This window comes from Leucobacter fengyongliangi (assembly GCF_052386045.1).
On the sequence record NZ_CM126356.1, the window covers coordinates 561,469 to 587,534 of the forward strand.

The window sequence follows — 26,066 nt, forward strand, 5'->3', positions numbered from 1 at the left end:
TGTTTTTGCACGACATGTCAATACGGGAGGAGGAGCCCGGTCTGAGGCCGCCCGTCACGCCTCTGGCGAACACCGACGCGGGATCCACCTTCGCTGCGTACGCTGTTGGTATCGGCCGAGCACGCACCCCTCGACGCACCTCGGCCACAGGAGGTTAGAGATGTTCGAGAGATTCACCGACCGTGCCCGTCGGGTGGTTGTGCTTGCCCAAGAAGAGGCAAAGATGCTCAATCACAACTACATCGGTACCGAGCACATACTGCTTGGGCTGATTCATGAGGGCGAGGGCGTCGCCGCGAAGGCGCTTGAGCAACTCGAGATTTCGCTCGACGCGGTGCGCGAGCAGGTCACTGACATTATCGGCACCGGTCAGCAGCCGCCCGCTGGTCACATTCCCTTCACGCCGCGCGCCAAGAAGGTGCTTGAGTTGAGCCTGCGCGAGGCGCTGCAGCTCGGCCACAACTACATCGGTACCGAGCACATTCTGCTCGGCCTCATCCGTGAGGGTGAGGGAGTGGCCGCGCAGGTGCTCGTCAAGCTCGGGGCCGATCTGAACCGTGTGCGTCAGACCGTGATCCAGTTACTTTCCGGCTACCAGGCGGGCAAGGAATCGGTCAGCGTTGGAGCTTCGGAGAGTACCGGGGCCGAGGCAAAGGGTTCGCAGGTGCTCGACCAGTTTGGTCGCAATCTCACCCAAGCTGCTCGTGAGGGCAAGCTTGACCCGGTCATCGGGCGCGAGAAAGAGGTTGAGCGGGTCATGCAGATCCTCTCCCGCCGTTCAAAGAACAACCCAGTGCTCATCGGCGAACCTGGCGTGGGCAAGACCGCCGTGGTCGAGGGGCTGGCGCAGGCCATCGTCAAGGGTGAGGTGCCCGAGACGCTGAAAGACAAGCAGCTCTACATTCTTGATCTGAGTTCGCTCATCGCTGGCAGCCGCTACCGCGGCGACTTCGAGGAACGTCTCAAGAAGGTCACGAAAGAGATCCGCACGCGCGGTGACATCATCATCTTCATCGATGAGATCCACACCCTGGTCGGCGCAGGAGCGGCCGAGGGCGCGATCGACGCGGCCAATATTTTGAAGCCGCTGCTCGCGCGCGGTGAGTTGCAGACCATCGGTGCGACCACGCTCGACGAGTACCGCAAGCACTTCGAGAAGGATGCGGCGCTCGAGCGCCGTTTCCAGTCGGTGATGGTGAACGAGCCCTCGCTGCAGCACTCGATCAACATCTTGAAGGGTCTGCGCGACCGCTACGAGGCGCACCACAAGGTGTCGATCACAGATGCGGCCATTGTCGCCGCGGTGAACCTGGCGGATCGTTACGTGCAAGATCGCTTCCTGCCCGACAAGGCTATTGACCTGATCGACGAGGCGGGCGCGCGTCTGCGCCTGTCGATCTTGTCGAGCCCGCCCGAACTCCGCGAGTTCGACGAGAAGATCGCGGTGGTGCGCGCCGACAAGGAAAAGGCCATCGAGGATCAGGACTTCGAGAAGGCTGCGGGCCTGCGCGATGAGGAAAAGAAGCTCATCGCCGAACGCCTGCGTTTGGAAAAGCAGTGGCGTAAGGGCGAGGTCGAAACGACGGCAGAGGTGGACGAGGGCCTGATCGCCGAGGTGCTCGCACAGGCCACCGGCATCCCCGTCTTCAAGCTCACGGAGGAAGAAACCTCCCGCCTGCGGTTCATGGAGGAGGCCCTGCACCAGCGGGTCATCGGCCAGAACGAGGCGATCTCGGCGCTCGCGAAGACGATACGTCGTCAACGCGCGGGCCTGAAGGATCCGAAGCGCCCGTCTGGCTCATTCATCTTCGCCGGCCCCACGGGTGTCGGCAAGACCGAGCTGGCAAAGGCGCTCGCCGAGTTCCTCTTCGACGACGAGAGCGCGATGATCTCGCTCGACATGTCGGAGTACGGCGAGAAGCACACCGTGTCGCGACTCTTCGGTGCCCCTCCCGGCTTCGTTGGTTTCGAAGAAGGTGGCCAGCTCACCGAGAAGGTGCGCCGGAAGCCATTCTCTGTGGTGCTCTTCGACGAGATCGAAAAGGCGCACCCCGATATCTTCAACTCGCTGTTGCAGATTCTCGAGGAGGGTCGACTCACCGACGGTCAGGGTCGCGTCGTCGACTTCAAGAACACCGTGATCATCATGACCACCAACCTGGGTTCTTCCGCGATCGCCGGTGGTCCGGTTGGGTTCCAGATCGAGGGTGACTCTCAGATCGGCTACGAGACGATGAAGGGCAAGGTGAACGAGGAGCTGAAGAAGCACTTCAAGCCCGAGTTCCTGAACCGCGTCGACGACGTGATCGTCTTCCCGCAGCTGTCCAAGCCCGAGTTGCTGCAGATCGTGGGCCTCTTCGTGAAGTCGCTCGCAGATCGCCTGCTCGACCGCGACATTCGCATCGAGGTGTCTGTGCCCGCGCGCGAGCGACTCATCGAGATCGGGTACGACCCCACCCTGGGTGCGCGCCCGTTGCGCCGTGCGGTGCAGCGGGAGATTGAGGATCGGCTTTCCGAGCGGATTCTCGGGGCTGAGCTGCTTGCGGGTGACCTGGTCACGGTCGACTTCGTGGACGGCCAGTTCACCTTCGAGAGCGATGGCAAGTCGAAGGATCACGGCAGCACGTCGGCCTCGTCGGCCGCAGCCGTCGCCTCGACCGCTCCCACGATCGAGTAGCACCTCCGTCAACGGCAGGAACCCCGCGACCTCATGGTCGTGGGGTTCCTGCCGTTGTGGCCTGGAAGCCTGCCCACGGAAGTGTGGTGGGGCGGCCTCGCTGTGAGTCGCTCGTGGCGATGAACGCCGATCCACCCCATTAGACTCTCTGCATGACTCAGGCTGCCGACGTTCGGGTGCGCCCCGCACGCACCACCGACATCCCGACCATGGTGAACCTTATGCAGCCGCTCGTCGAGCGACGCATCCTGCTCGGCAAAGACCTCGTCGAACTCTACGGCGCGGTGCCCGAGTTTGTGGTCGCAGTGGATCCTGCCGATCGAGTCATCGGGTTTGGGGCGCTGCACGTCATGTGGGAGCACTTGGGTGAGGTGCGCACTCTGGGTGTCTCGGAGCAGTGGCTCGGACGGGGCGTGGGGCACCGGTTGCTGGAGGCGCTGGAGGAACGCGCCCGCGACCTGGGGCTCAATCAGCTGTTCTGCCTCACGTTCGAGGTTGACTTCTTCAGTCGTCACGGGTTCGCGGAGGTCGGCGAAGACACCGAGCTGGTCGCGGCAGACGTGTACGCCGAGTTGCTGCGCTCACACGACGAGGGTGTCGCCGAGTTTCTCGACCTCGCGCGCGTGAAACCGAACACCCTCGGCAACACGCGCATGTTGAAGGCCCTGTAAGGCCGCTCCCGGGTTACTCTGGCGACATGAGCACGCTGCGGGAACCGGTTGGGCCGAAAGACAAAAAGGTCTACGTCAGGCGCCGTCTGCTGGTGCTCGCCGCCCTCCTCGCGGTGGCCATCGCGGTGGTGTTGGTGATCGTGAAGCCAGGCTCGAGCGGCGGAGCCGCGGGTGCCCGCGAGGTCGAAGTGCCCGAAGATCTGGTTTCCGTCGAGAAGCAAGAAACTGAGGAAGCGGATCCCACGGCGATTGCCGCGTGCGCTGACTCGCAGCTTCGGGTGACTCCGGTGACCGATCGCGACAGCTACGCCGCGGGCGAGCTGCCGAAGCTCTCGTTCAGTGTCGAGAATGTCGGCGAGGTTGACTGCCAGGCAGACCTCGGCACGGCGGGCATGAGCTTCGAGATTACGAGCGGTGCGGATCAGGTCTGGAGATCCACTGATTGCCAGGAGAACCCCGATCACCGCGCGGTGGTCGTGCAGCCGGGCAAGCCGCTGTCGACAGAGACGCTCGAATGGGATCGCACCCGGTCAAGCCCCGAATCGTGCGAGATCACGCGAGATCCGGTCGGCGCCGGGGGAGCCACCTACCACCTGCGGGTTGCGATCGGCGGGGTGAACGGCGAGGGCACCGCGCCCTTCCTGCTGTACTGACGTGCGGCTTTTCGATCGTCTGTGCCGACGGTGAGTTCGGTGTCGAGGCGGTCTTCGAGCCGCAGCGCGATCCACAACTCGGCCCGATCGTCGGGGTCTGCGAGCGAGCGATTGAGCAGCGACTCGATGCGCGTCAGCCGGGTGCGTACGGTATTGCGATGCACACCCAGGTGGTCGGCGCAGGCACCTCGATTGCCCTGATGGGCCAGGAACGAGCGGAGGGTGGAGCGCAGCGTCGCACGCTCATCGTCGCTCAGGCCGTGTGGATCGCCGTCGCGCCCGCTTGGGGTGCACTGCAAGGGGCCGAGCATCGCCCCAATCACCGCCCGCGCTGGCGCGCCCTCGCCTTGGCTTTGCCCCGTTCCCGCCGTGCTCGGTGCCCGCAGTAGCGCCCCGAGCACGGCCGAGTCACGGTCGGCATGAATGATGCGCGGGCTGCGCGGCTCCTGGTACAGCTGCTCGATGGCCGACAGCGTGGGCAAGTGGGGTTCGAGCGAGTGAAGGCTGGACATGCTTGCCTCGAGCGGTGCGGCGACCCCGACGACGGCATCGAGCCCGTGCGAGGCGGCGACCTCGAGCGCATGCTCGGTCGGTGCGCCATCGGTGATGATCTGCCACGCGCGCGCCACGCCGGGGGAGGGCTCGGTCGGAAGCGCGACGAGCCGCGCAATGCCGCCGCGCGGTTCGGCGCGCCACGCGGAGATTGCATCGGGGCTGCCCTGCACCGCGATGGCGCGCAGCAGCGGCGGCACGGTCACCGTGGGATCGAGCAGGTGGAGCAGACCTGGCGCGCGCTGGTCACCATCAAACAGTGCTTGGGTGAGTCGCGACCAGCGCTGCGCCTCCCGTTCGCCGGCCCGTTCCTGGCCGCGATACTCGACGCTCATGACGATCGCGCCCGCGGTGAGTGCGGCGCGCGCCTCTGGGCCGAGCGGACCACCGGCGACCGTGAGGCGACGCCCTGCCCCGATGTCCAAGCTCGTGAACTCGGGTGATGAGAGGGAAACTTCCCGTGAGCTCCTGGCGCCTCCCGCGGGTATCGCGACTTCCTCTCCGGCATCGCCGTCGAAGTTGGTCGGAAAGCCTGCGGTGCCAGCGATGACCGTGTCGGCGCGGCTCAGCACCGCAACTTGCCTCCCCGTCGCCGCGGCCACCGCAGAGACGACACCCGCGGGGCCGGTCTCGCCGAACGCGTGATCGAGGATCCGCTGCTGCGCGAGGAGCGCCTCGTGGGCTGCGCGCAGCTCATCGACGTTGAGCAGGGAGCTCACGGCCTTGCTGATGGCGATGAAGGGGGTGGGTGGCGGCACCTCGATGAGCGCGACCCGGTAGGTGCTGGCGGCGCTGCGCAGCGGATCGGGGATGTGCTCATGCACGACGCCAATGCCAAAGCCGATCGCGGCCACACGGGCGCGACTGAGATCCGCGACGAAGTCTCGCCACCTCGGGTCGTCAGCCGACAGGCTGACGCCGGTAGTGAGCACGAGCTCGCCCCCGTCGAGGTACTCGCTGAGATCCACGAGCTCGGTGGTGGAGACCCAACTGATTTCTGGATCACCCGCGCCGGCTTGCACGAGCCTGAGCCCGAGCCCCGGCTGGGTGAGCAACTGCGAGAGAGATGGCATGTGCCATTTTTGCACAAATCTAGGTATTGATCCGTGCAAGAACCGCACTGTGTGTGATGCAATGCGAGCGTAGCATGGCACTCAGAACCGACGGATGGGCGGTTCGCATCGCATCACGCAGGAGGATCTCGAAGTGCAGCCAGGTCAGGAAGCCCCAGTGTCGCAAGCCGACGGCCCGCTCGCGGGGATTCGCGTCGCCGATTTCTCGCGAGTCTTGGCCGGCCCACACGCCACAATGATCCTCGCGGATCTGGGGGCAGACGTGATCAAGATCGAGGCGCCCGAGGGCGACGGTACCCGTCAGTGGTCGCCCCCGGTGAATGCGGTCGGGCAGAGCACCTACTTCGCGGGCGTGAACCGCGGGAAGCGTTCGGTCGTGTGCGACCTGCGATCCGCGGATGGGCTCGAGCGGGCGCACCAGCTCGCGCTCACCGCCGACGTGGTCATCGAGAACTTTAAGCCTGGAACCATGGAGAAGTTTGGCCTGGGCTACGAGGCGCTCGCCGCCGAGAACCCCGGCCTGGTGTACTGCTCGATCTCGGGCTTCGGCGACACCGCGGGGAAGGATCTGCCCGGCTACGATCTGCTGGTGCAGGCGGTCGGCGGGCTCATGAGCATCACCGGGCAGAGCGATACTGACGGGGGAGAACCTACCAAGGTCGGTGTCGCCCTCGTCGACATCCTGACCGGGCTGAACTCGGTTATCGGCATCCAGGCTGCCCTCATGGCACGTGACACCGCGGGCTCCGCCACGGCTGGTCGCGGCCAGCACGTGAAGGTGACCCTGCTCGGGTCGCTGCTCTCGGCGCTCGCGAATCAATCCTCATCGACCCTCGAGACCGGAGTCTCGCCGGGTCGCATGGGCAACGCGCACCCCTCGATCAGCCCGTACGAGACACTCCAGGCGGCGGATCAGGCGGTCGCCCTGGCCGTCGGCACCGATGGCCAGTTCGTCCGCCTGTGCGCGGTGCTTGGCGTACCCGAGGTCGCGGCAGATCCCCGCTTCGCCGACAACCCGAGCCGCGTCGCGCACCGCGCCGAGCTGCGAGAGGTGCTCGAGGGGCGCCTGCGCACGAGGCCCGCCGCCGAGTGGATCGCGGAGTTCACCGCCCAGAACATTCCGGCTGGCCGCGTGAACACCATCGCGCAGGCCATCGAGCTGGCGGAGTCGCTGGAGCTGGCTCCCGTCGCGACCACCCCCGCGATCGGGCCCGACGGAGCAGCGCATCCGCTTCGATCGATCGCGCTGCCTATCTCCTTCTCGGCGACCCCGCCCCGCTATCAGGCCCCGCCGCCCGGTCTCGGCGAGCACCAAGAGGATGCCGGATGGCGCTGAGCCCGAATTACTGAGCCTGCGTCCTGAGCGACTCGGCCAGACTGCTGGCCGATCCACTATCGAACCGAGATACACCGCAAGAATCGCAACCCAACGGACATTGCAAGATACTCCAGACACCGCACTTCACACAAAGGATCCGAGATGACCACCACCATTGACCAACTGTTCAACGTCGCCGACTTCGTCACCGAGGAGGAGCGCGAGTGGCAGATGAAGGCGCGCGAGTTCGCGCAGACCCGCATCCGCCCGATCATCGACCAGGCGTTCGAAGACCGCCGCCTGCCCGTCGAGTTGCTGCCCGAGGTGGGCGAGCTTGGCGCGTTCGGCATGTACATGAACGGGTACGGGCTGAAGGGCGCGTCGTCGGTCGCGTATGGCCTGGTCGCGATGGAATTCGAGGCGGTCGACTCGGGCTTCCGCACGGCGCTGTCGGTGCAGGGCTCGCTCGCGATGGGCGCGATCTACAAGTTTGGTTCTGAAGAGCAGAAGCAGCAGTGGCTGCCCGCGATGGGCCGGGGCGAGGCGATCGGGTTCTTCGGTCTCACCGAACCGCAGGGTGGATCCGACCCCAACACCATGATCACCACCGCCCGCCGCGATGGCGACGAGTGGGTACTCAGCGGCAAGAAGCGGTGGATCGGCCTCGCCACCATCGCCCAGGTCGGCGTGATCTGGGCGAAGGACGAGGAGGGCATCGTGCGCGGGTTCGTCGTGCCGACGGAGACCCCCGGCTTTCAGGCCACCGCGATTGAGAACAAGCTCTCGATGCGTGCCTCGCTGCAGACCGAGATCGAGCTGAACGACGTGCGCCTGCCTGCCGATGCGATCCTGCCCGGCGCAAAGGGACTGTCGGCTCCGTTCAAGTGCCTGAATGAGGCCCGCTACGGCATCGCCTGGGGCGTCATGGGCGCGGCGCGCGCGTGCCTTGAGGTGGCCATCGAGCGCTCGCAGACCCGCATGGTGTTTGGTGCGCCGATCGGCGGCAAGCAGCTCATTCAGGGGCAGCTCGCCGACATGTTCCTCGAGTACCAGAAGGGCACGCTGCTCGCGCTGCACCTGGGCCGCCTGAAGGATGCCGGGAACCTCTCCTACGGCCAGATCTCGGTGGGCAAGCTCAACAACGTGCGCGAGGCCATCAAGATCGCCTCGAACGCTCGCTCGATCCTGGGTGGCGACGGCATCACCGACGACTTCCCGGTGATGCGCCACATGGCGAACCTCGAGTCGGTGCGCACCTACGAGGGCACCGACGAGGTGCACCAGCTCGTCATCGGCCGTGAACTGACGGGCATCGCCGCGTTCGCATAGGCGGATCGGCCCACCCCGCCGGGCATGCGCTGCGCGGGATTGGTTAAGGCGGGGGTGGAGTGATCCACCCCCGCCTTTGCGTGTGCGCCCGCACAGTGCGCCACCATCCCAACGGGCACTTTCCCCAAATTGATGCTCTGGCCACCCATTACCCGCAAATTCGGGAAAGTGGTCGCCTTGTCTGGCCGTTCGGAGAAGTGGTCGCGTTGACTGGCCGCGCGGGAAGGTGGTCTGGTCCCGACTTTCCCCAAGTTGATGCGCGATCCACCCATCACCCGCATGTTCGGGAAAGTCGTCGCGTTAACTGGCAGCTCCCGGGGGCGGTCTGGTCCCGACTTTCCCCAAGTTGATGCTCGGGACTCTCCGCTACCGCAATTTGGGGCAACTGGATCGAAGCTCCTTGGCGGATGTTGCTGCACCCGCACGTACCTGGGGCTGCGCCCGCAGGTTCATGTTGCTGTACCCCGAGGTATTTGCGGTGCACCCTGGGCAGCTCCGAGTAGCGTTCGCCGCTCACAGGCAAACAGTGAGGGGAGTTCTCCACGGATGCCGAGCGTACCCCGATGTGGAGTTCGAACCCGCGGCAAGCTTGTCGCCATGTCTCCCCACAGAATCGAAGTGCCTGTAACCTTCCCAAGCGCGTTCTTGCGTTCAGATGGCATCGCAGCTGGGCTTTCCGAGTGGGTACTCCGGAGCCCCCGGTTTAATCGTCCGTTTCACGGGGTCCGTACCGCAGTCGTTCAGCAACCACCAGGAGCGGCAGGAACCTCAACAGCAAATACAACTGCTCTTCACCTTGCTGCTGCGCGCGACTACTATCCGCGGCTGCGAGACACCGAGATCTACAGCCACGAGACGGCATTACTCCTCCTCGGCTGCCCAATCCGTGTGGCACACCGCCCGCATGTGTCTGTATTGGCTCCACGTAACGCGAGTCGCACGCGAGGCGTGGTGGGGCATCAGCACGGCGCACCAATTTCGTGCGTCCTGGTGGATCAGCACCTCCCTGTGGCGCCACCGCAGCAGGCGCTCCTTCAGGCGGTGCCATCGCTAAGCCTCGCAGAGGTCGTCGTCGCGATTGATTATCTCCTGCGACCACGGGGTCCACGCGACCGCACGCGCCCAAAACTCACGATGGCGGAACTCGACGCGCTGGCCTGTACGCCGAATCAGCGCTGCGGGCACCGGTTGCGCTTGGCCGCGAGCTTGGCGCGCATCGGTGCCGAATCAAGGATGGAGACGCTGCTTCGACTGATTCTCGCCGCCTACGGGCTTGACGAGGGATTCGAACTACAGGTCGATCTCTCTGATGACCGCGGGTGGATCGGCCGATTCGACCTGGTCAATGCCGCCCATCGGCTCATCGTCGAGTATGACGGCGAGCAGCACCGCACGGATGCCAGACAATACGCGAAGGATGAGCGACGCATATCGCGTGCGTGGAAGGCCGGTTATCAGGTGTTGCGGTTTCGATACCCGGAGGTCGCGCAAAATCCGGAGGTGGCCGCGCTCGCCGTCGCGGAAGCACTGGGGGTGCAGTTGCGGACCCTGGAGCCCGGAATCACGGGGCTCCTCACTTGGCGCTGAGGGTGCGCTTCCCCAAATTGCGGGAAACCACCTGCCTGAACATCGATCTTGGGAAAGTAGTGTCGCGCAACCCAGGGGTAAGCATGAAGAAGCATGGAGAAGGTGAAGTCCGTTCTTGTGGGCAAGGGGAAGCCTGTGCGCATCTGCGTGACCGATTCATCTGAAGCTGATGTGCTGAGCGTGCCGATAATTCGGACTTTCGATCTCACATCTAGACTTTTCGTCAACCGAGGTCTGTTTGCCGAAGTAGAGGTGCCTGATGCTGATGCTGATTCGGAGTGGTGATGCGTGAGGATGACGCGGGCGCGATCCACAGTGGATCGCGCGAACCGCACCTCGAAAGTGGCGTTCGGAAGCGTGCCGACCGCCTGGAGCGGGTGCCGTGGCGCGCGGTCGCGGTATTCGTGATCATTGCGGTGGTACTCGCCTGGCTCGTGGCCTCGCCGATCTGGCTGATGGGTGGCACTGCGTCCCCGGAGCTGGGCCTGTGGATCCAGTTGCTTGGTATTCCGATGATGTTTACCCCCGCGGTCGCGACCCTCGTGGTTGTCTTCACCATGAAAGTGCCGAAGGGGGAGCGGCTTCGCTTTCTCGGCATGTGGCCTCTGCGGCCAGCGAAGCGGATGATCTGGTTCACGGTCGCTGCGCTGCTGGCGCCGCCGATGATCGTCTCCGCGGGGCTGTTTCTCTCGGCGGCGCTCGGGTTCACGACACTCGATCTAGTGACCTTCTCGGGCTTCGCCGCGATGCTCGATGCGCAACTTGCGGCGCTCGATCCCGCGCTGCGTGACCAGACCGGTGAGCCGCCGCCGCTCCGACTCCTCGTTGCGCTCCAGCTGCTGTCGATTCCCTTGGGTGGCCTGATCAACTCCCTCTTTGCGTTTGGCGAGGAGGTGGGGTGGCGCGGTTGGCTGCTGCCCGCGCTGCTGCCCCTCGGCACCTGGCCGGCGCTGCTCATCTCGGGTGTGATCTGGGGGCTGTGGCACTCGCCGTTGATCCTCTTGGGGTACAACTTCGGGTACACCGATTGGCGCGGGGTGGTGCTCATGACCGGCGGCTGCGTGGCATGGGGTGTGCTCTTTGGCTGGGCGCGCCTACGCTCAGGATTGGTGTGGCCTGCCGTGATCGGCCACGGGGCGCTCAACGCGGCGGCTGGCCTGGGCCTGCTGCTGGTCGCGGCGGGCGCCGAGTTGCAAATGTGGCTCGTGGGCCCGCTCGGCGTCGTGGTCTGGGCCGTGATCGCGGTGATCGTGATCGTGCTGGTGCTGACCGGGCAGTCACGGGTGCAGCCCGAGCTCGCTCCGGCTCGCGCGCGGCCACAGGTGGCCGAGCAAGCGAAGCCGGCCCCGCAGTCGCAGCCTCGGCCTGAGTTAGGCGAGCACTGAGCGGTCGAACGGGTCGACGCTGATGCCCTGCGTGAGCACGGTGCGGCACCATTCCTTGGCCGAGTGCAGGCTGTGGTCGCGGTAGTTGCCGCAGCTCTTGGCGTCGGTGCCGGGCACGTCTTCCCAGGTCACGCGCTCGGCGATGTCCTCGAGCGAGGACTTAATCGCGGCAGCAACCTCGGCGGCTTCGGGCTCGCCCCACACGATGAGGTGAAACCCGGTGCGGCAGCCAAACGGCGAGATGTCGATGACGCCGCTCAGGCGGGTGCGCAGCAGCCCGGCGATCGTGTGCTCGATGGTGTGGAGACCAGCAGTGGGGATCTCTCCCGCGTTGGGCTGCACCAGCCGAATGTCGTAGTTGGTGATCGCGTCACCCTTGGGTCCGTGCTCCACAGCGATCTTCCGCACGTAGGGGGCGCGCACCAGAGTGTGGTCGAGCGCGAAGCTTTCAACCTCGGCCAGTTCGACATCACTCATGCGTTGCTCCTCGATTCGATGGTGGATCCCCGTGCGCCTGGCGGCGCCCGGGAGCTCTCGCGTACTTAACGCTACGCGATCCACCAGCGCATCTGCGGAGGATTACGCCGCGGTACGGCTGAGCGCGATGCTCGCGGCTGTGCCGGAGCGATCGATCTGCACGTCCCAGCCATGCTGAGACAGGGCCGCGAGGTCACCCTCGGCGGCCTCGAGTCGATTGGTTTCGACCAGGTAGAGTGTGCGGCCGCTGGTGCGGTAGACCGAGCGGTGCGTGGCCCACTCGGGTACGCGGGGGCGGCTTCCGTCGCCGAGCGCGTGATAGGGGGTGTGAAGTGCCATGAGATTGTTCGACATGATGTTCCTTTCGAACGCGCGGTCATTGCGCGTTGCAAACGATTCGCCTTACGGCTGATTCTGGATCGCGAAGGCTGCCAGCGAGTAAACGCAAGGTGGCGATCTGAGCCTGCTCAATGAACGATGAGCGGCGTTGTGAGCGGAAGACCGGAGTAGTGGATTCCGCGGCTGTCGGGCGCATGCGGATCACAGTTTTCCTGCTCAGCCTTCCATCATACGTTATATCTGCTGGAATTGCTACAATGGATTGTTTGGGCGTGTTATCGCAGTGAGTTGAGGAGGTGGCTAATGGCTGAAAAGTCTTTGCTGGTGTTTGCGCACAGCGACGAGGCGACGGCCTTCGCGCAGGCTGGCGTGCCGCATCTGCTCACCGGGGTAGGCAAGGTGAATGCGGCGATGAGCCTGACCGATGCGATCTTCGCCGCGGGGTTGCGCGACATCGAGCGCGTGGTGGTGCTGGGCACCGCCGGCGTGGTGAGCGACGGGCCGTCTCTTGATGTGGTCTATCAGATCTCCGCGGCCGTGCAGCATGACTTCTCGCTGCCCTCGCCGCGGCTCGAACCAGCAGGCGAATTGCTTGCCGAGACGGCTGTGATCGCGACGGGCGACGTGTTCGTGAAGAGCGACGAGCAGCGCCGGTTGATCGCCGAGCTTGGTGCGTCGCTCGTCGATATGGAGACGTACGCGTATGCGAGCGTTTGCGCGAGACTCGGGGTGCCGCTGCAGGTGTTCAAGGCACCGTCTGATTTTGCCGACAGTTCGACTACCGATGAAGAGTGGGACACGGTGGTGTTCACGAAGAGCGACCAGCTGTTTGCGTTTGCGCAGGCGCGTCTGCCCGATCTGCTCGGCTAGTCACCACCCTCACGGATGGCTCCGGCCGCCTGCCTCGCAGCTCCGCTGCTTCTGCGCTGCTCCACCGCTCGATTCGCGATTCAGGCCCGCTTCACGTAAGCTTTTCCGCGGTGACGTGTCCGAGCGGCCGAAGGTGCGACTCTCGAAAAGTCGTGTAGGGTAACCCCCTACCGTGGGTTCAAATCCCACCGTCACCGCCAGTAGCAACAAGTTGGAACCCCCGGTAAGCGAAAGCTTGCCGGGGGTTTTGTTTTGCCCGCTCCGAGCCACTGCTGACGCTCCTCGCCCAGAATTGCCCCATTTCACGCCGCGTCGGGCGACGTGTGCGCCTTTAGGGGTGGATACGCTCGGACGCCCGAGTTCGGCAATCGCGGCCACAGGCGGCGAGAACTCGGCAGCAAGTGCGACTGCCTTCTCAGGGGGCTCAAGTGCTTCGCCCTCATTATCGAGTACATCTACGCGAACGCATTCGAATACCGCTTGGTTCAGGTCTCGCCGCAGCGGGTCTGCGACGTTGCGATACAGATCTCCTGCCGTTTCCATCAGCTTAAGAACAAGGTCAACATGCCCGCGTACCCGCTCCGCGTCAGTGCTTGCGTTCCGGATGAGCCGTTCGGCGTCAGCAATCTCAGCCGCAACCTGTTCTTGCCGTGGGCGAATATCTACTGCTTCGAGGGCCCCGTCAAGATACGCATCAATGAGCCGCTGTTTCCGGAGCTGGAGTGCTCGGAGTCGTTTCTTTTGCGCATCGTGCAGCTTGCTCGATTCAGTGCTTTCGGTTTCGAGGAGGCGGTGTGCTTCTTCCCTCGTTCGAGTGATTTCTTCCGGGCTGAACTGTACCCGCTCGTCCCATTCTTCTTGCATCGCCTGCTCGACGCATTCGACTGGCACATACGGCAGGTCACAGTTCGTGCGCCCGGTGTGCTTGCCAAGGCAGAAGAAGTACGAGTACACCCCGCCGCGGCCTTTGGAGTGTCCGTAGCCCATACGGCCTTCGCATCTTCCGCAGACGAGGAGTCCTTTGAGTTGGTGTTCGTGTTTCCACGAGCGGTCCCCAGCGAGCCTGCGTCCTGATAGAAGGTTCTGTACTTGGTACCAGGCGTCGTCATCAATGAGCGGTTCATGAACACCGTCGTAGATCACTCCACGGTGCCGGATCTTGCCGATGTAGTAAGGGTTCGACAGCATCCGATGCACCTGCGAATTACTGAGCGGCTTGCCCTCGTACCGCTGTGTTTTCCGACTCTTGAGTCCACGCTCTTTCAAGAGGTCTGTCAGCGTCGAGATGCTGACATCGCCACTCGCGTAGGTGCGGAAGGCGTAGCGGATGTGATCAGCTCGTTCGGGGTCGAGTGCGACGCCTTTGATTTCACGTCCCTCGATGCGGGTGATCGTGTTGAGGTACCCGATCGGAGCGACTCCGTGGGTGCCGCCGCGTTTGGCTTTCTGCGCGATGCCCTTTTTCGCCTCGTGAGAAAGGTTGGACGAGTAGTATTCGGCCATGCCCGCCATGACTGCGTGCTGGAACTTCCCTGCTGGGGTGTCGTCGATGTTCTCGCTTACGGATACCAGCACCGCGCCTGCTGACTTGATCGCCATCAGGATCGCGACATCGTCGGTGCGATCCCTGGCGAGACGATCGAGCTTATGCACGATGACGTAACTCACGGGGTTCTTCGCGATGTAAGCCAGCATTGCCTGCAACTCGGGTCGGTTCGCTGAATGTGCGGACTCGCCCGCGTCAACGAACTCAGCCACGACCTCACCGCCAAGATCAGTGGCTTTCCGAGTGCAGGCAGTGCGCTGTGCCGGGATCGAATACCCCTCCGCCTCACCGTTCTTATTCGCCTGCCGACTGGTCGACACGCGCAGATACAGTACCGCCCGCCCAGAGCGGTTCACTTCCTCGGCGCTTTCTGTTTCGCCACGATCCAGCAGCTCTGCAACAATGTGATTCTTCATGATCGCATGCTTCCTTTCTCCCTGTTCCGGGCTCATTTCCAACGCTCCCTCTCTGGTAGCGCTCTCGGACGATAGCTCTCTTCGCAAGAAGAGTCCATAGTCCGTTCGGGAACTCACCGCGACCCCACCGGAACGACCCCCGTTGCTACAGATGATGCGGAATTTGCATCACTCGACCACCACGAACGAAGTGCGCCCCGGGTAGTTCTAGTTTCCATTCCTTGCTTCCGCTCGAATGAGCGGGAGTCCCATCCCAGTTCAGGTGAAACTTCGCACAACACCGGGATGCCGTCGTTGCCATGATCGTCGTGAAGTGAATAGCGAACGGAATACTGACTGGACGGGCAGGCTTCGCCGCGTCGGCCGCAGCAGCACAGGCGGCTGTCTCCCGCGGCAGGGATGATCCCCAAGTCGGGATCAGTCACCATCACTCTGTCCTGGAAAGCGGCAGAAACACGCCGCAGGGCGCGAGGTGTTCAGGCAAGCGAGACGTCTCCTGAAACGTCTCCACTCCCTACCTCTGTTTCTCGAGAAACTTCAAGAAAAGCCCTGTTCATGAGATAATCAGAGCAGATCGCAGCGTCTGGTCGCAGCGTCATATGCTCCCGGCTGCATCGATTCTCTCGGCGTTTGTCGGTGGTCACTTGTATCGTGATCAAAGAGCCGAACCATAACTTAATCGCGCTCACGGAGCGTAGGAGACAGCACAAGATGGCACCGACCACCAAAGAAGGACAACGAGCAGAACTGCACAAGATGATCTGGCAGGTCGCCAACGACCTCCGCGGGTCAGTCGATGGATGGGACTTCAAGTCCTACATCCTCGGCACGCTGTTCTATCGCTTCATCTCCGAGAACCTCACGAACTACATCAACAAAGGCGAACGAGACGCAGGCGAGGCCGACTTCAACTTCGCGAAACTCCCCGACAGCGACGCCGAGTTCGCACGCGAAGAGATCGTCAAAGAAAAGGGCTTCTTCATCCTGCCCTCCGAACTCTTCGAGAACGTGCGCCGCCGCGCACCGCAGGATGAAAACCTGAACGAGACGCTCGAACGGGTCTTCAAGAACATTGAGGGGTCGGCGGTCGGGAACGACAGCGAGGATGACCTTAAGGGCCTCTTCGATGACTTGAACGTGAACAGCTCGAAGCTCGGCAACACCGTCGCGAAGCGGAACGAGAAGCTCGTGAAGCTACTCGATGAGATCGGCAGGCTCCCGCTCGGTGACTTCGCCGACAACTCGATCGACCTCTTCGGTGATGCATACGAGTACCTGATGCAGATGTACGCCTCGAGCGCCGGAAAATCCGGTGGTGAGTACTACACACCACAAGAAGTGTCCGAACTCCTCGCGCACATCACCACGATGGGCAAGAAGCGCGTCAACAAGGTCTATGACCCTGCCGCCGGGTCTGGTTCGCTGCTGCTGAAGTTCGCAAAGGTACTCGGCAAAGAAAACGTGGGCGGCTTCTACGGCCAAGAGATCAACCTCACCACCTACAACCTCGCGCGTATCAACATGTTCCTCCACGATGTGAACTACGAGAAGTTCGACATCGCACTCGGCGACACCCTGCTCGAGCCTGCGCATTGGGACGACGAACCGTTTGAAGCGATCGTTTCGAACCCTCCGTACTCGATTAAGTGGGATGGTGATGCGAACCCGCTGCTGATTAACGACCCGCGGTTTGCTCCGGCTGGGGTGCTGGCCCCGAAGTCGAAGGCCGATCTTGCGTTTACGATGCACATGCTGCACTGGCTCTCCACTGACGGCACCGCCGCGATCGTCGAGTTCCCTGGTGTCTTGTACCGGGGTGGTGCGGAGCAGAAAATTCGTAAGTACCTGATCGACAACAACTACGTTGAAGCGGTGATTCAGTTGCCGCCGGATCTGTTCTTTGGCACCACGATCGGCACCTGCGTGATCGTGCTGAAGAAGTCGAAGAAGACCAACGACGTACTGTTTATCGATGCCTCGGCGGAGTTCGTGCGGAGCGGCAACAAGAACAAGCTTTCGCCAGACAATCTACAGAACATTCTCATGGCGCTCGACGATCGTGAGGATCAGGATCATTTTGCGGTCACGGTCGCGAACAGCAAGATCGTGGAGAACGACTACAACATCGCCGTCTCCTCGTACGTTGAAGCGGAAGACACCCGAGAGGTCATCGACATCACGGAGCTGAACGCCCGGATCGAGACGATCGTGGCGAGCCAGTCAGAACTGCGGATCAAGATTGATGCGATCGTCGCTGACCTGGAGGGTGCGAAGTGAGCCGCATCGACGAACTGATTGCGGAGCACTGCCCGGATGGTGTTGAACACAAAAGGCTGGGTGATGTGCTGCGGATTAAGAACGGAAAAGACCATAAGAGTCTTTCGGATGGTGAAGTCCCTGTCTATGGCAGCGGAGGGATCATGCGCTACGTTGACACCGCGTCAGCTAGCGGGCCGTCGGTACTAATTCCTCGCAAGGGATCCCTCGGCAACATCTTCTATGTAGAAGGGCCTTTTTGGGTCGTTGATACTATCTTTCGAACCGAGATCGACTTGTCCCAAGTCGAGCCTAAGTTCATCTACTACCAGCTACTGACGATGAAGCTCGATGAGATGAACCAGGCGGGCGGTGTCCCGAGCCAAACGCAAACTGTCCTGAATTCGCTACGGCTGCCGGTTCCGCCGCTTGAGGTGCAGCGTGCGATCGTTGAGGTGTTGGATACGTTCAGTAAGCTGGAAGCGGAGCTGGAAGCGGAGCTGGAAGCCCGCAAACAGCAATACGAACACTACCGGGCAAAACTCGTCGGGTTGTCACAGATAGGTGAGAAACTCTCGCTTGGTGAAATAGAAGACCGAGGGATCGTCAAACTCGGTCGTGGAAAAGTCATCTCTAAGGTTGCGCTTTCGGTAAGCCCAGGTGATTACCCTGTGTACTCCTCTTCAGGTGCAGGTACTGGCGAGTTCGGGCGTTACGGCGAGTATATGTTTGACGATGAAAGAATCACGTGGTCAGTGGACGGTGGTGGCAGGTTTTTCTATCGTCACCCTCACCGATTCTCGGTGACAAATGTCAGCGGCTGGATGACAGTCGATACCTCGGTCTTCCGGGTGAAATACCTTTACTACGTATTGACTACTCAGTGGGAGAAACAGTCGTTTGATTACACTCGCAAGGCGCATCCATCTGTAATTCGTGATGTCTACTCCATTGCAGTCCCTTCACTTTCGCACCAGGACAGCGTAGTTCAGAGTCTTGATAGCTTAGATGCTCTCGTGAATGATCTCAGCGTCGGTTTGCCTGCTGAGTTGGCTGCGCGTCGCCAGCAGTATGAGCACTACCGTGACAAGCTCCTCACCTTCAAAGAGCTGGAGGTGACAGCATGACGGGTTCGCGCGTGAATTATGATCTGATTGCGTTCGGTGGCGAGTCGACCGTTGTCGTCGAGTACGAACCCGATCCGCGCGATCAGGCGAGTTATCAGTCGGAGTCTCAGCTCGAGAACGAGTTCATTCGTCAGCTCGAGTCCCAAGCTTATGAGCGCGTGTACATCACGAGCGAGACCGACCTTATCGTCAATCTGCGCGCCCAGCTCGAAGCACTCAACAACTACCAGTTCTCGGATGAGGAGTGGCAACGGTTCTTTACCGAACGTATCGCTTCGACCGGTGACGGCATCGTCGAGAAGACCGTGCGCATCCAAGAAGACTACGTGCAGTTGCTTACGCGTGATGATGGTTCGACGAAAAACATCACCCTGCTCGACAAGCGTGACATCCACAACAACAGGCTCCAGGTCATCAACCAGTACGCGATCGACCGTGGCGAGGGCGGAGCGTCGTTCTCGAACCGGTACGACGTCACGATTCTAGTGAACGGTCTGCCGATGGTTCATGTGGAGCTCAAGCGGCGCGGAGTGCCGATTCGTGAAGCGTTCAACCAGATCGACCGGTACCAGCGCGACAGCTTCTGGGCCGGCTCCGGCCTCTTCGAGTACGTACAACTGTTCGTAATCTCGAACGGCACACAGACGAAGTACTACTCAAACACCACCCGTCGCCAGCACGTCGCAGACCAGACCGGTTCACGCCGCACGAAGAAAACCTCGAACAGTTTCGAGTTCACCTCATGGTGGGCTGACGCACGCAATAAACCGATCCTGGATTTGACGGCCTTTTTGAAGACGTTCTTCGCAAAGCACACCCTGTTGAACATCCTCACCCGCTACTGCGTGCTCACGAGCGACCGACTGCTGTTGGTGATGCGCCCGTACCAGATCGTGGCGACCGAGAAGATCCTTCAGAAAATCGATATCTCGACGAACTACAAGACTCTCGGTACGCGTGACGCGGGCGGCTACGTGTGGCACACCACCGGCTCTGGCAAGACTCTCACCTCCTTCAAGACTGCGCAGCTCGCCTCACGCGTCGAGTCAGTGGACAAGGTGCTGTTCGTGGTCGACCGCAAAGACCTCGACTACCAGACGATGAAGGAATACGACCGGTTCGAGAAGGGTTCTGCAAACTCGAACACGTCGACCGCGGTGCTGAAGCGTCAGCTGGAGGATCCGTCGAAGAAGATCATCATCACGACGATCCAGAAGCTCTCCAACTTCATTAGCGGCAACAAGGGTCACGACGTCTACTCGGGGCATATGGTGTTGATCTTTGATGAATGTCACCGCTCACAGTTCGGCGACATGCATACCGCGATCACGAAGGCGTTCAAGCGGTATAACCTGTTCGGGTTCACGGGTACGCCGATCTTTGCTGAGAACTCGGGCAGTGGCGGCAACCCGCAATTGAAGACCACGGAGCAGGCGTTCGGTGACAAGCTGCACACGTACACGATCGTGGATGCGATCAATGACAAGAACGTGCTGCCGTTTCGTATCGACTACGTCGACACCATCAAAGTTGGCAACACCGGCGATAAGCAGGTCAGTGCGATCGATACCGAGAGCGCTCTGCTTGCATCGGCACGTGTGTCGCAGGTTACCCGCTACATTCTTGAGCACTTCGATCAGAAGACGAAACGTCAAGAAGGGTACGCGCTCGGGGAACGCCGGGTTCGAGGCTTCAACTCGATCTTCGCGACCGCATCGATCACCGCGGCACGCACCTACTATCAAGAGTTCAAAAACCAGCAAGAAGCGCTCTTCCCTGACCAGCGGCTCAAGATCGCGACGATCTTCTCCTATGCTGCGAACCCCGACAGTGAAGACGGGATGCTCGATGAAGAGGGCTTCGAAACCGATGGCCTCTCAGGTGACGCACGCACGTTCCTGGAATCTGCGATCCGTGACTACAACCAGATGTTCGGCGCGAGCTTCGATACCAGCTCAGACAGTTTCCAGAACTATTACAAGGATCTCTCGCAGCGCCTGAAAACCCGTGAGCTTGATCTGGTGATCGTGGTGAACATGTTCCTCACCGGGTTCGACGCGACCACGCTGAACACGCTGTGGGTGGATAAGAACCTCCGCTCGCACGGTCTCATTCAGGCGTACTCGCGTACCAATCGCATCCTGAACTCCGTGAAGACGTACGGCAATATCGTGAACTTCCGCGACCTCGAGGAAGCCACGAACGACGCCATCGCTCTCTTCGGCAACAAAGACGCCGCGGGTATCGTGCTGCTGAAGCCGTACCGTGAGTACTTCGAAAGCTATGCCGAGAAGGTCTCGCTGCTGACGCAGCAGTACCAGCCTGGTGCGCTCATCGTGGGCGAAGAAAACCAGGTTGAGTTCGTGAAGCTCTACGGCGAGATCTTGAAGCTTCGCAACATCCTTACGTCGTTTGATGACTTTGAGAATGATGAGATCCTCTCCGACCGCGATCGCCAGGACTACCAGTCCACCTACCTCGACCTGTGGAACGAGCGCAAGCGCGCGACCCAGAGCGAAAAGGAATCGATTATCGAGGATGTGGTGTTCGAGATTGAGCTGATCAAGCAGGTCGAGATCAACGTCGATTACATTCTGCTTCTCGTGCAGAAGTACCGTGAAGAACGCGGCAATGGTGACGACAAGGAGCTTCGTGCGGGGATCTCGCGTGCGATTGATTCGAGTCCGTCATTGCGCAACAAGAAGGATCTCATTGAGAACTTCGTCGATTCTGTGTCTGTGAAAGGTGAAATAGAGGCCGAGTGGCGTGCGTATGTTGCGGCGCAGCGTGCGAAAGAACTCGCGCGGATCATTTCGACTGAGAATCTAAAGGCCGAGGAGACTGAGCGTTTCGTCGATGCGGCGTTCCGTGACGGGCAACTGCGAACGACAGGCACGGCGATCACCAAGGTGCTGCCGCCGGTGTCGCGGTTCTCGAAAGACCAGGGACACCGTGAGAAGAAGCAACGTGTGATCCAGCTGCTGGGCGAGTTCTTTGAACGTTTCTTCGGGCTAAGTGGCGGGGTTGGTGACTGATGCTGAAGCGGATCGACTGGACGAAGGGCTGTGGGTTCTTTGAAAATTACCGGTGGGACGGGACGTTGCCCGATCTTGCGCGTATCAACGTTATCTATGGCCCGAACGGCTCAGGTAAGACTTCGCTGGCTGGGGCTCTTGACGGACTGCGAAATGCGGCGGACTCCGAGGGCTTTCGGCGTATTTCTGTGTCAATTGCCGACGACGTAGTGCGAACAACGAACGGGAACGACGACCATCTTTTCAATCGAATCCACGTCTTTAGCGAAGCTTATGTTGCACGTAGCCATAACTTCACCGCGGGTAACGCTGATATGCCTGCTGTCCTGACAATCGGCGAGAAACCCGCAGACGCAGAGCGAAAACTAGAGGTGTTCCGCGGCCAATTGGCAACCAAGGTGGAAGAGCGCAAGCAACAAACGGAGCTCGAAACCGAGGCCAAGGGTGCCGTCGACGACGCCTACGGTGCTGTGTCGCAGCAGGTCGTTGACGCTGCAAGTAGAGCCGGGGGCCGGTGGAACTCGCGGAGCAACTTCAGCGCAGGTGTTGTGCGTACCGCTTTTGGCAGATCCCATGCCACCTGGAAACTGCTGACCGAGCAGGAGTTGCGGAGCAACGTAGGAGTCGTCAACTCGGAAAAGGCCGATACGATACCGGAGAACCAACTCGTGGTCGCTGTACCGGATGGGCTGAGCCAACGTCTGGCAACGGCACTTTCGACAACTCCGGCGACCATTATCCTCGATACGTTGGAAGCGCATCCAGATGCGACGAGTTGGGTCGACGAAGGAAGAGATCTTCACGGCGGTGTCGATATCTGCATCTTTTGTGGCGCTCCGTTTTCTGATGAGCGCCGCGCCCTCATTGATCAGCACTTCTCTGACGCGGTTCAACGTCTCCAGTCAGATCTCCAGTCTGGAGCCACCAGTCTTCGAGCGGTCATAGCTTCTGTAGATGCTTCTGTAGCTAGCTTGCCAAGCAGAGGTCTCTTCTTCGAGGACCTCCGGCCGCGTTACGACGAGGCGAACACCGAGATTCGGGAGGAACTGACGGCTCTCAGGTCCTGGGCCACTGAAGTACTGGCACGAACCGAGACCAAACTAAGTAACGTTCTGAACCAAGTGGATGCGGTCGTTGCAGAGCCACCAACAGTTTCGGCGACTGCAATCCTCGAACTCAGGACCGAGCACAACGACCGTGTTAGCCAGCACGACCAACTCGTCCAGGCTGCAGCACAGGCAATCGAACTCCATTACTTGAAGGCGTCGGAGCTGAGTGTCAGCGACAACTCCGCCAAAGCAGCTGAAGCCAAGGCTGAGGGTGAGGCTCTCGATGAGACCATCGCTGGCATTCGTGCCGACATCGCCTCTCTCGAAGCCGTTGATGGTGATCCGATGCCGAGTGCGAAAATTCTTACCGACGAGGTGACCCGGTTGCTCGGTCGCAACGAGCTCAAGTTTGAATTGGCGGACGGACGTTATCGAGTCATTCGTGACGGGCAGCCAGCCCAGGGACTGAGTCTTGGTGAGCGAACCGCCATCACGTTGATTCACTTCCTTGAGCAAGTGGCCAAGTTCGACTCGTCGAACGGGAAGCCTATCGTGATCATCGACGACCCCGTCTCGAGCCTCGATAGCGACATCTTTATGGGGGTCTCCACCTATATCTGGACTGAGACGATCGTGAAGGATCACGTCGCCCAGCTGTTCCTGCTCTCGCATAACTTCGAGCTGTTCCGCCAGTGGGATATCCAGATTGAGGCCCTACACAACAGCGGCAAGATGGAAGACGGCCGCAAGTTCAGGGACGTCTATCCGACCGAGTTCTACGAGATTCGCTCACGGCATCTAACGCAAGGCGGTACGACGAAGCGGCGTCCGGTGCTTGCAAAGTGGCCGCCATCAGAGCGAGCACGCAAGATGATTCGCTCGACCTATCACCATGCGTTCATGGCTCTGGCCGATGCACGTCTTCAGCTTGCCGAAGACGACTCCATGGAGAACCGGCTTGACGCTCAGTTGCTATTTCCCAACGTCATTCGGCGGGTTCTCGAGAGTTTCCTTGCATTCAAGCATCCCGAGTGGGTCGGCAATCTCAATAGTGCGATGCGGAAGTCGGCTGACCTGCTGCGAGCAGCGGGCTATCAGGGCGACGCGGACGCGCTTCGCCTTCGACTTACGAGATACGCTCACGCCTATTCGCACAGCGAGTCGCCGGCAACCGACATCACGGTCAGCCCCGACGAAGTTGCATCCGCTATCGCTTCGGTGTTCGAGTTCATGCACTGTTTGGACGAAGCTCACTTCGCCGGGCTTTGCGAGGTCACTGGCATCTTGCCAACAGCCTTGCTGCCTCCCGTGCCGCAGGCGGCGGAGGAAGTCTTGTGAGCCAACGAGGATCATCCAACTCGAGTAGTTACCGCATCCTGACCATAGATGGGGGCGGTATCAAAGGTGTATTCGCGGCCTCCCTTCTGGCTGAGTTCGAGAAGACACTCGGCAAGCCGATTGTCGAACACTTCGACCTGATCGCTGGTACTTCGACCGGTGGCATAATCGCAATCGGCTTGGGGCTAGGGCTTTCAGCCCAGGAGATCCTCGACTTTTATGAGAAGAACGGTCCAGCAATCTTTGCAGGGCGTCGCCGCCGCTCGTTACGTCCGCTGTTCGCAGCCAAGTACAACTCCAAACCTCTACAAGATGCTCTGATCGAGGCATTCGGCGACAAGCTACTCGGCGAAAGCACAACCCGGCTGCTGATTCCTTCCTTGAATCTGGAGACCGGCGAGGTCCACGTCTTCAAGACTGCGCACCATACCCGCTTCGTTCGGGACTACAAGGAGACGGCGGTCGATGTAGCGCTGGCTACAGCTGCCGCTCCGACCTATTTTCCCACCCATCATCTGGGGACCGGCGAGCCGCTCGTGGATGGCGGCATGTGGGCGAACAACCCGATGGGAGCCGCAGCGGTTGAGGCGCTTGGCGTTCTCGAGTGGCAGCGTGGAGACATCAAGCTCTTGGGGATCGGGTGCACGGAGTCTCCACCAGACACCGCGAATCGACGATCTCGCGGCCTCGTCAACTACTGGGCTGAGCGGCTCGTGAGCATCTTTATGTCCGGTCAGTCTTCGTCCTCTCTGGGGACAGCTCAACTACTACTCGGTCACGACAACGTGCACCGGATCTCTCCGCATGTCGGTGGTGGGCGCTACAAGTTGGATGGAGCCAACGCGATCAGTTCACTCAAGGGACTTGGGGCATCGGAGGCTCGGAAGGAGAATTCGAAAGTGCAGTCGATGTTCTTCACTGATCAGCGTCAGCCCTTCGTGCCGTTGAAGGAGGTCGAACGATGAAGCTGATCAAGCACTTCGACGCCTTCCTCAAGAACAAGGTCAATTTGAGCGACGGGCGCATCGAGACGCTCGACAAGCGGGTCGACGCAGTGAGTAGTTTTCTTTCGAGTGGCGACGACGTTATCTCGAACAACTACATCGACCTGATTCCGCAGGGTTCCTACGCCCATCGCACGATTATCAATCCGGTCGACGCGAACGACGAGTTCGACGCCGATGTGTTGCTGGATATGAACGAAGTCGATGGCTGGGAGGCAGAGGACTACGTCGAGCAGCTCTACCAGGTCTTCCGCTCGAACGGCACTTACAAGGACAAGGTCAGCCGCCGAAGCCGATGCGTCACAGTGAACTATGCGGGTGAGTTCCACATGGACGTGGTGCCGTTCTTGACTCGGCACGGCGAGCGGTTCATCACGAATCGCAGCACCAACCGGTTCGAGCGTACGAACCCTGAGGGGTTCAACGAGTGGCTCGATGGCCAGAACCGCATCACGAGCGGCCGACTGGTCAAGGTCATCCGCTTGCTCAAGTACATCCGGGATTTCAAGAACAACTTCTCGGTGAAGTCCGTGATCCTGACGATCTTAGTTGGCGAGCAGGTGAACGATGCGGCGCTCTGGGCAGACCCTGATCACTATAAGGATGTGCCGACGGCGCTCGTTAACCTCCTGACGGACCTCAACGACTACCTGCAAGCGAACCCGTCGATGCCGAGCATCGATGACCCAAGTTGTCCGACAGAGAACTTCAATCATCGTTGGGATCAAGATCAGTACGCCAACTTCCGTAACTGGATTGCGACGTACACAAGCTGGGCGAAGGATGCCTACGATGAGACAGACGTTGACGAGAGTTACACGAAGTGGCGGAAGCTTTTCGGCGACAAGTTCGGCACCTACGGCACGAGCAGCTCTAAAGCATCGGAAGCCCACCGTTCGATTGCGGGTGTCCTCGATACAGAGGAGTTCATCGAGCACAAGTTCGCAGGCGTAGCACTCAACCCGGCCTATTCCATCAAGCTGCAGGCGAAGACCGTTAGTCGAAACGGGTGGCGCAACTTCGTACTCGCGACCCGCGGCAACAAGGTCAGCCCTGGACGGAGCATCAACTTCAGTATCAAATCGTCGAACATTCCTGGCTCGTACGAGCTGTGGTGGAAGGTTCGAAACGTCGGAGCAGAAGCGATCGCCAAGAACATGATCCGAGGGCAAATTGAGCGAGACGATGGAAGCCGCTCCCGAACTGAACCCGCAAGTTTCAGAGGAAGCCACTACGTCGAGATCTACGCAGTCCAGAATGGTGTCGTCGTTGCCAAAGATCACCACCCAGTTGTCATCCAGTGACAAGGGCTGACTGCTCAGACCCCTTAACGGTGACGTGTCGGCATGAAGCTGCCGGTCAAT

Annotated in this window: 18 protein-coding genes, 1 tRNA gene and 1 pseudogene; 16 read left to right on the plus strand and 4 right to left on the minus strand. The window is 60.9% G+C overall.

What is annotated here, in order from left to right; genetic code table 11:
* The first annotated feature begins 160 nt into the window (after positions 1-160).
* The 3 genes from ACTNFK_RS02680 (at position 161) to ACTNFK_RS02690 (ending at position 4,001) form a co-directional block, all read left to right on the plus strand.
* Positions 161-2,677, plus strand: coding sequence for an ATP-dependent Clp protease ATP-binding subunit (locus tag ACTNFK_RS02680; protein WP_433645659.1), 2,517 nt, complete (start codon positions 161-163; stop codon positions 2,675-2,677).
* Between the two features lie 152 nt (positions 2,678-2,829).
* Complete coding sequence (locus ACTNFK_RS02685; protein ID WP_435936106.1) at positions 2,830-3,348, plus strand: amino-acid N-acetyltransferase; 519 nt, start codon at positions 2,830-2,832, stop codon at positions 3,346-3,348.
* A gap of 26 nt (positions 3,349-3,374) precedes the next feature.
* Positions 3,375-4,001: a hypothetical protein gene (locus ACTNFK_RS02690; protein WP_435936107.1), complete on the plus strand. Its 627-nt coding sequence runs from the start codon at positions 3,375-3,377 to the stop codon at positions 3,999-4,001.
* On the opposite strand, the gene ACTNFK_RS02695 is transcribed toward ACTNFK_RS02690, so the two are convergent.
* A complete protein-coding gene (locus tag ACTNFK_RS02695) occupies positions 3,935-5,626 on the minus strand; it encodes a PucR family transcriptional regulator ligand-binding domain-containing protein (protein ID WP_435936108.1) in 1,692 nt (563 codons plus the stop codon). The two genes, ACTNFK_RS02690 and ACTNFK_RS02695, sit on opposite strands and share 67 nt — an antisense overlap.
* Positions 5,627-5,720: 94 nt before the next feature.
* On the opposite strand from ACTNFK_RS02695, the gene ACTNFK_RS02700 reads away from it, so the two are divergent.
* From ACTNFK_RS02700 to ACTNFK_RS02720, 5 genes are all read left to right on the plus strand, one after another.
* On the plus strand, positions 5,721-6,962 hold the full coding sequence (locus tag ACTNFK_RS02700) for a CaiB/BaiF CoA transferase family protein (protein WP_435936109.1): 1,242 nt from the start codon (positions 5,721-5,723) through the stop codon (positions 6,960-6,962).
* A 144-nt stretch (positions 6,963-7,106) separates the two neighbouring features.
* A complete protein-coding gene (locus ACTNFK_RS02705) occupies positions 7,107-8,273 on the plus strand; it encodes an acyl-CoA dehydrogenase family protein (RefSeq protein WP_435936110.1) in 1,167 nt (388 codons plus the stop codon).
* Between the two features lie 915 nt (positions 8,274-9,188).
* Positions 9,189-9,860 (plus strand): endonuclease domain-containing protein, encoded by a 672-nt coding sequence (locus ACTNFK_RS02710; protein WP_435936111.1) that lies wholly within the window; start codon positions 9,189-9,191, stop codon positions 9,858-9,860.
* Between the two features lie 93 nt (positions 9,861-9,953).
* A complete protein-coding gene (locus tag ACTNFK_RS02715) occupies positions 9,954-10,145 on the plus strand; it encodes a hypothetical protein (protein ID WP_435936112.1) in 192 nt (63 codons plus the stop codon).
* Positions 10,145-11,245, plus strand: a complete 1,101-nt coding sequence (locus ACTNFK_RS02720; protein ID WP_435936113.1) for a CPBP family intramembrane glutamic endopeptidase — start codon at positions 10,145-10,147, stop codon at positions 11,243-11,245. Before ACTNFK_RS02715 ends, ACTNFK_RS02720 begins: the two co-directional genes overlap by 1 nt.
* On the opposite strand, the gene ACTNFK_RS02725 is transcribed toward ACTNFK_RS02720, so the two are convergent.
* Complete coding sequence (locus ACTNFK_RS02725; RefSeq protein ID WP_435936114.1) at positions 11,231-11,722, minus strand: S-ribosylhomocysteine lyase; 492 nt, start codon at positions 11,720-11,722, stop codon at positions 11,231-11,233. The genes ACTNFK_RS02720 and ACTNFK_RS02725 overlap by 15 nt on opposite strands.
* Before the next feature lie 102 nt (positions 11,723-11,824).
* Positions 11,825-12,076, minus strand: coding sequence for a hypothetical protein (locus ACTNFK_RS02730; protein WP_435936115.1), 252 nt, complete (start codon positions 12,074-12,076; stop codon positions 11,825-11,827).
* A 288-nt stretch (positions 12,077-12,364) separates the two neighbouring features.
* On the opposite strand from ACTNFK_RS02730, the gene ACTNFK_RS02735 reads away from it, so the two are divergent.
* Complete coding sequence (locus ACTNFK_RS02735) at positions 12,365-12,931, plus strand: phosphorylase family protein (protein ID WP_435936116.1); 567 nt, start codon at positions 12,365-12,367, stop codon at positions 12,929-12,931.
* Between the two features lie 109 nt (positions 12,932-13,040).
* Positions 13,041-13,131: transfer RNA gene (locus tag ACTNFK_RS02740), tRNA-Ser, on the plus strand.
* A 712-nt stretch (positions 13,132-13,843) separates the two neighbouring features.
* Here the strand turns inward: ACTNFK_RS02740 and ACTNFK_RS02745 are convergent.
* Positions 13,844-14,929, minus strand: a pseudogene (locus ACTNFK_RS02745) (recombinase family protein); the annotation flags it as partial.
* Between the two features lie 675 nt (positions 14,930-15,604).
* Between ACTNFK_RS02745 and ACTNFK_RS02750 the strand changes: the two are divergent.
* The 6 genes from ACTNFK_RS02750 to ACTNFK_RS02775 are packed head-to-tail and all read left to right on the plus strand — an operon-like array spanning position 15,605 to position 26,006.
* A complete protein-coding gene (locus tag ACTNFK_RS02750) occupies positions 15,605-17,170 on the plus strand; it encodes a type I restriction-modification system subunit M (RefSeq protein ID WP_435936117.1) in 1,566 nt (521 codons plus the stop codon).
* Complete coding sequence (locus ACTNFK_RS02755) at positions 17,167-18,276, plus strand: restriction endonuclease subunit S (protein ID WP_435936118.1); 1,110 nt, start codon at positions 17,167-17,169, stop codon at positions 18,274-18,276. Before ACTNFK_RS02750 ends, ACTNFK_RS02755 begins: the two co-directional genes overlap by 4 nt.
* Positions 18,273-21,311 carry a type I restriction endonuclease subunit R gene (locus ACTNFK_RS02760; RefSeq protein WP_435936119.1) on the plus strand — a complete coding sequence of 1,013 codons (3,039 nt, stop codon included), beginning with the start codon at positions 18,273-18,275 and terminating at the stop codon, positions 21,309-21,311. The genes ACTNFK_RS02755 and ACTNFK_RS02760 overlap by 4 nt, the downstream gene beginning before the upstream one ends.
* The gene (locus ACTNFK_RS02765; RefSeq protein WP_435936120.1) at positions 21,311-23,698 is read left to right on the plus strand and encodes an AAA family ATPase; all 2,388 of its coding nucleotides are present in this window, start codon (positions 21,311-21,313) and stop codon (positions 23,696-23,698) included. Before ACTNFK_RS02760 ends, ACTNFK_RS02765 begins: the two co-directional genes overlap by 1 nt.
* Positions 23,695-24,663 (plus strand): CBASS cGAMP-activated phospholipase, encoded by a 969-nt coding sequence (locus ACTNFK_RS02770; RefSeq protein WP_435936121.1) that lies wholly within the window; start codon positions 23,695-23,697, stop codon positions 24,661-24,663. The genes ACTNFK_RS02765 and ACTNFK_RS02770 overlap by 4 nt, the downstream gene beginning before the upstream one ends.
* Positions 24,660-26,006, plus strand: coding sequence for an SMODS domain-containing nucleotidyltransferase (locus tag ACTNFK_RS02775; RefSeq protein WP_435936122.1), 1,347 nt, complete (start codon positions 24,660-24,662; stop codon positions 26,004-26,006). Before ACTNFK_RS02770 ends, ACTNFK_RS02775 begins: the two co-directional genes overlap by 4 nt.
* The last annotated feature ends 60 nt before the right edge of the window (positions 26,007-26,066 follow it).

Coding starts and splice junctions, on each gene's coding strand:
- ACTNFK_RS02685 (WP_435936106.1), top strand. CDS start 2,830: ATGACTCAGGCTGCCGACGTTCGGGTGCGCCCCGCACGCACCACCGAC.
- ACTNFK_RS02765 (WP_435936120.1), top strand. CDS start 21,311: ATGCTGAAGCGGATCGACTGGACGAAGGGCTGTGGGTTCTTTGAAAAT.
- ACTNFK_RS02760 (WP_435936119.1), top strand. CDS start 18,273: ATGACGGGTTCGCGCGTGAATTATGATCTGATTGCGTTCGGTGGCGAG.
- ACTNFK_RS02735 (WP_435936116.1), top strand. CDS start 12,365: ATGGCTGAAAAGTCTTTGCTGGTGTTTGCGCACAGCGACGAGGCGACG.
- ACTNFK_RS02725 (WP_435936114.1), bottom strand. CDS start 11,722: ATGAGTGATGTCGAACTGGCCGAGGTTGAAAGCTTCGCGCTCGACCAC.
- ACTNFK_RS02715 (WP_435936112.1), top strand. CDS start 9,954: ATGGAGAAGGTGAAGTCCGTTCTTGTGGGCAAGGGGAAGCCTGTGCGC.
- ACTNFK_RS02690 (WP_435936107.1), top strand. CDS start 3,375: ATGAGCACGCTGCGGGAACCGGTTGGGCCGAAAGACAAAAAGGTCTAC.
- ACTNFK_RS02730 (WP_435936115.1), bottom strand. CDS start 12,076: ATGTCGAACAATCTCATGGCACTTCACACCCCCTATCACGCGCTCGGC.
- ACTNFK_RS02775 (WP_435936122.1), top strand. CDS start 24,660: ATGAAGCTGATCAAGCACTTCGACGCCTTCCTCAAGAACAAGGTCAAT.
- ACTNFK_RS02680 (WP_433645659.1), top strand. CDS start 161: ATGTTCGAGAGATTCACCGACCGTGCCCGTCGGGTGGTTGTGCTTGCC.
- ACTNFK_RS02700 (WP_435936109.1), top strand. CDS start 5,721: ATGGGCGGTTCGCATCGCATCACGCAGGAGGATCTCGAAGTGCAGCCA.
- ACTNFK_RS02705 (WP_435936110.1), top strand. CDS start 7,107: ATGACCACCACCATTGACCAACTGTTCAACGTCGCCGACTTCGTCACC.
- ACTNFK_RS02750 (WP_435936117.1), top strand. CDS start 15,605: ATGGCACCGACCACCAAAGAAGGACAACGAGCAGAACTGCACAAGATG.
- ACTNFK_RS02695 (WP_435936108.1), bottom strand. CDS start 5,626: ATGCCATCTCTCTCGCAGTTGCTCACCCAGCCGGGGCTCGGGCTCAGG.
- ACTNFK_RS02720 (WP_435936113.1), top strand. CDS start 10,145: ATGCGTGAGGATGACGCGGGCGCGATCCACAGTGGATCGCGCGAACCG.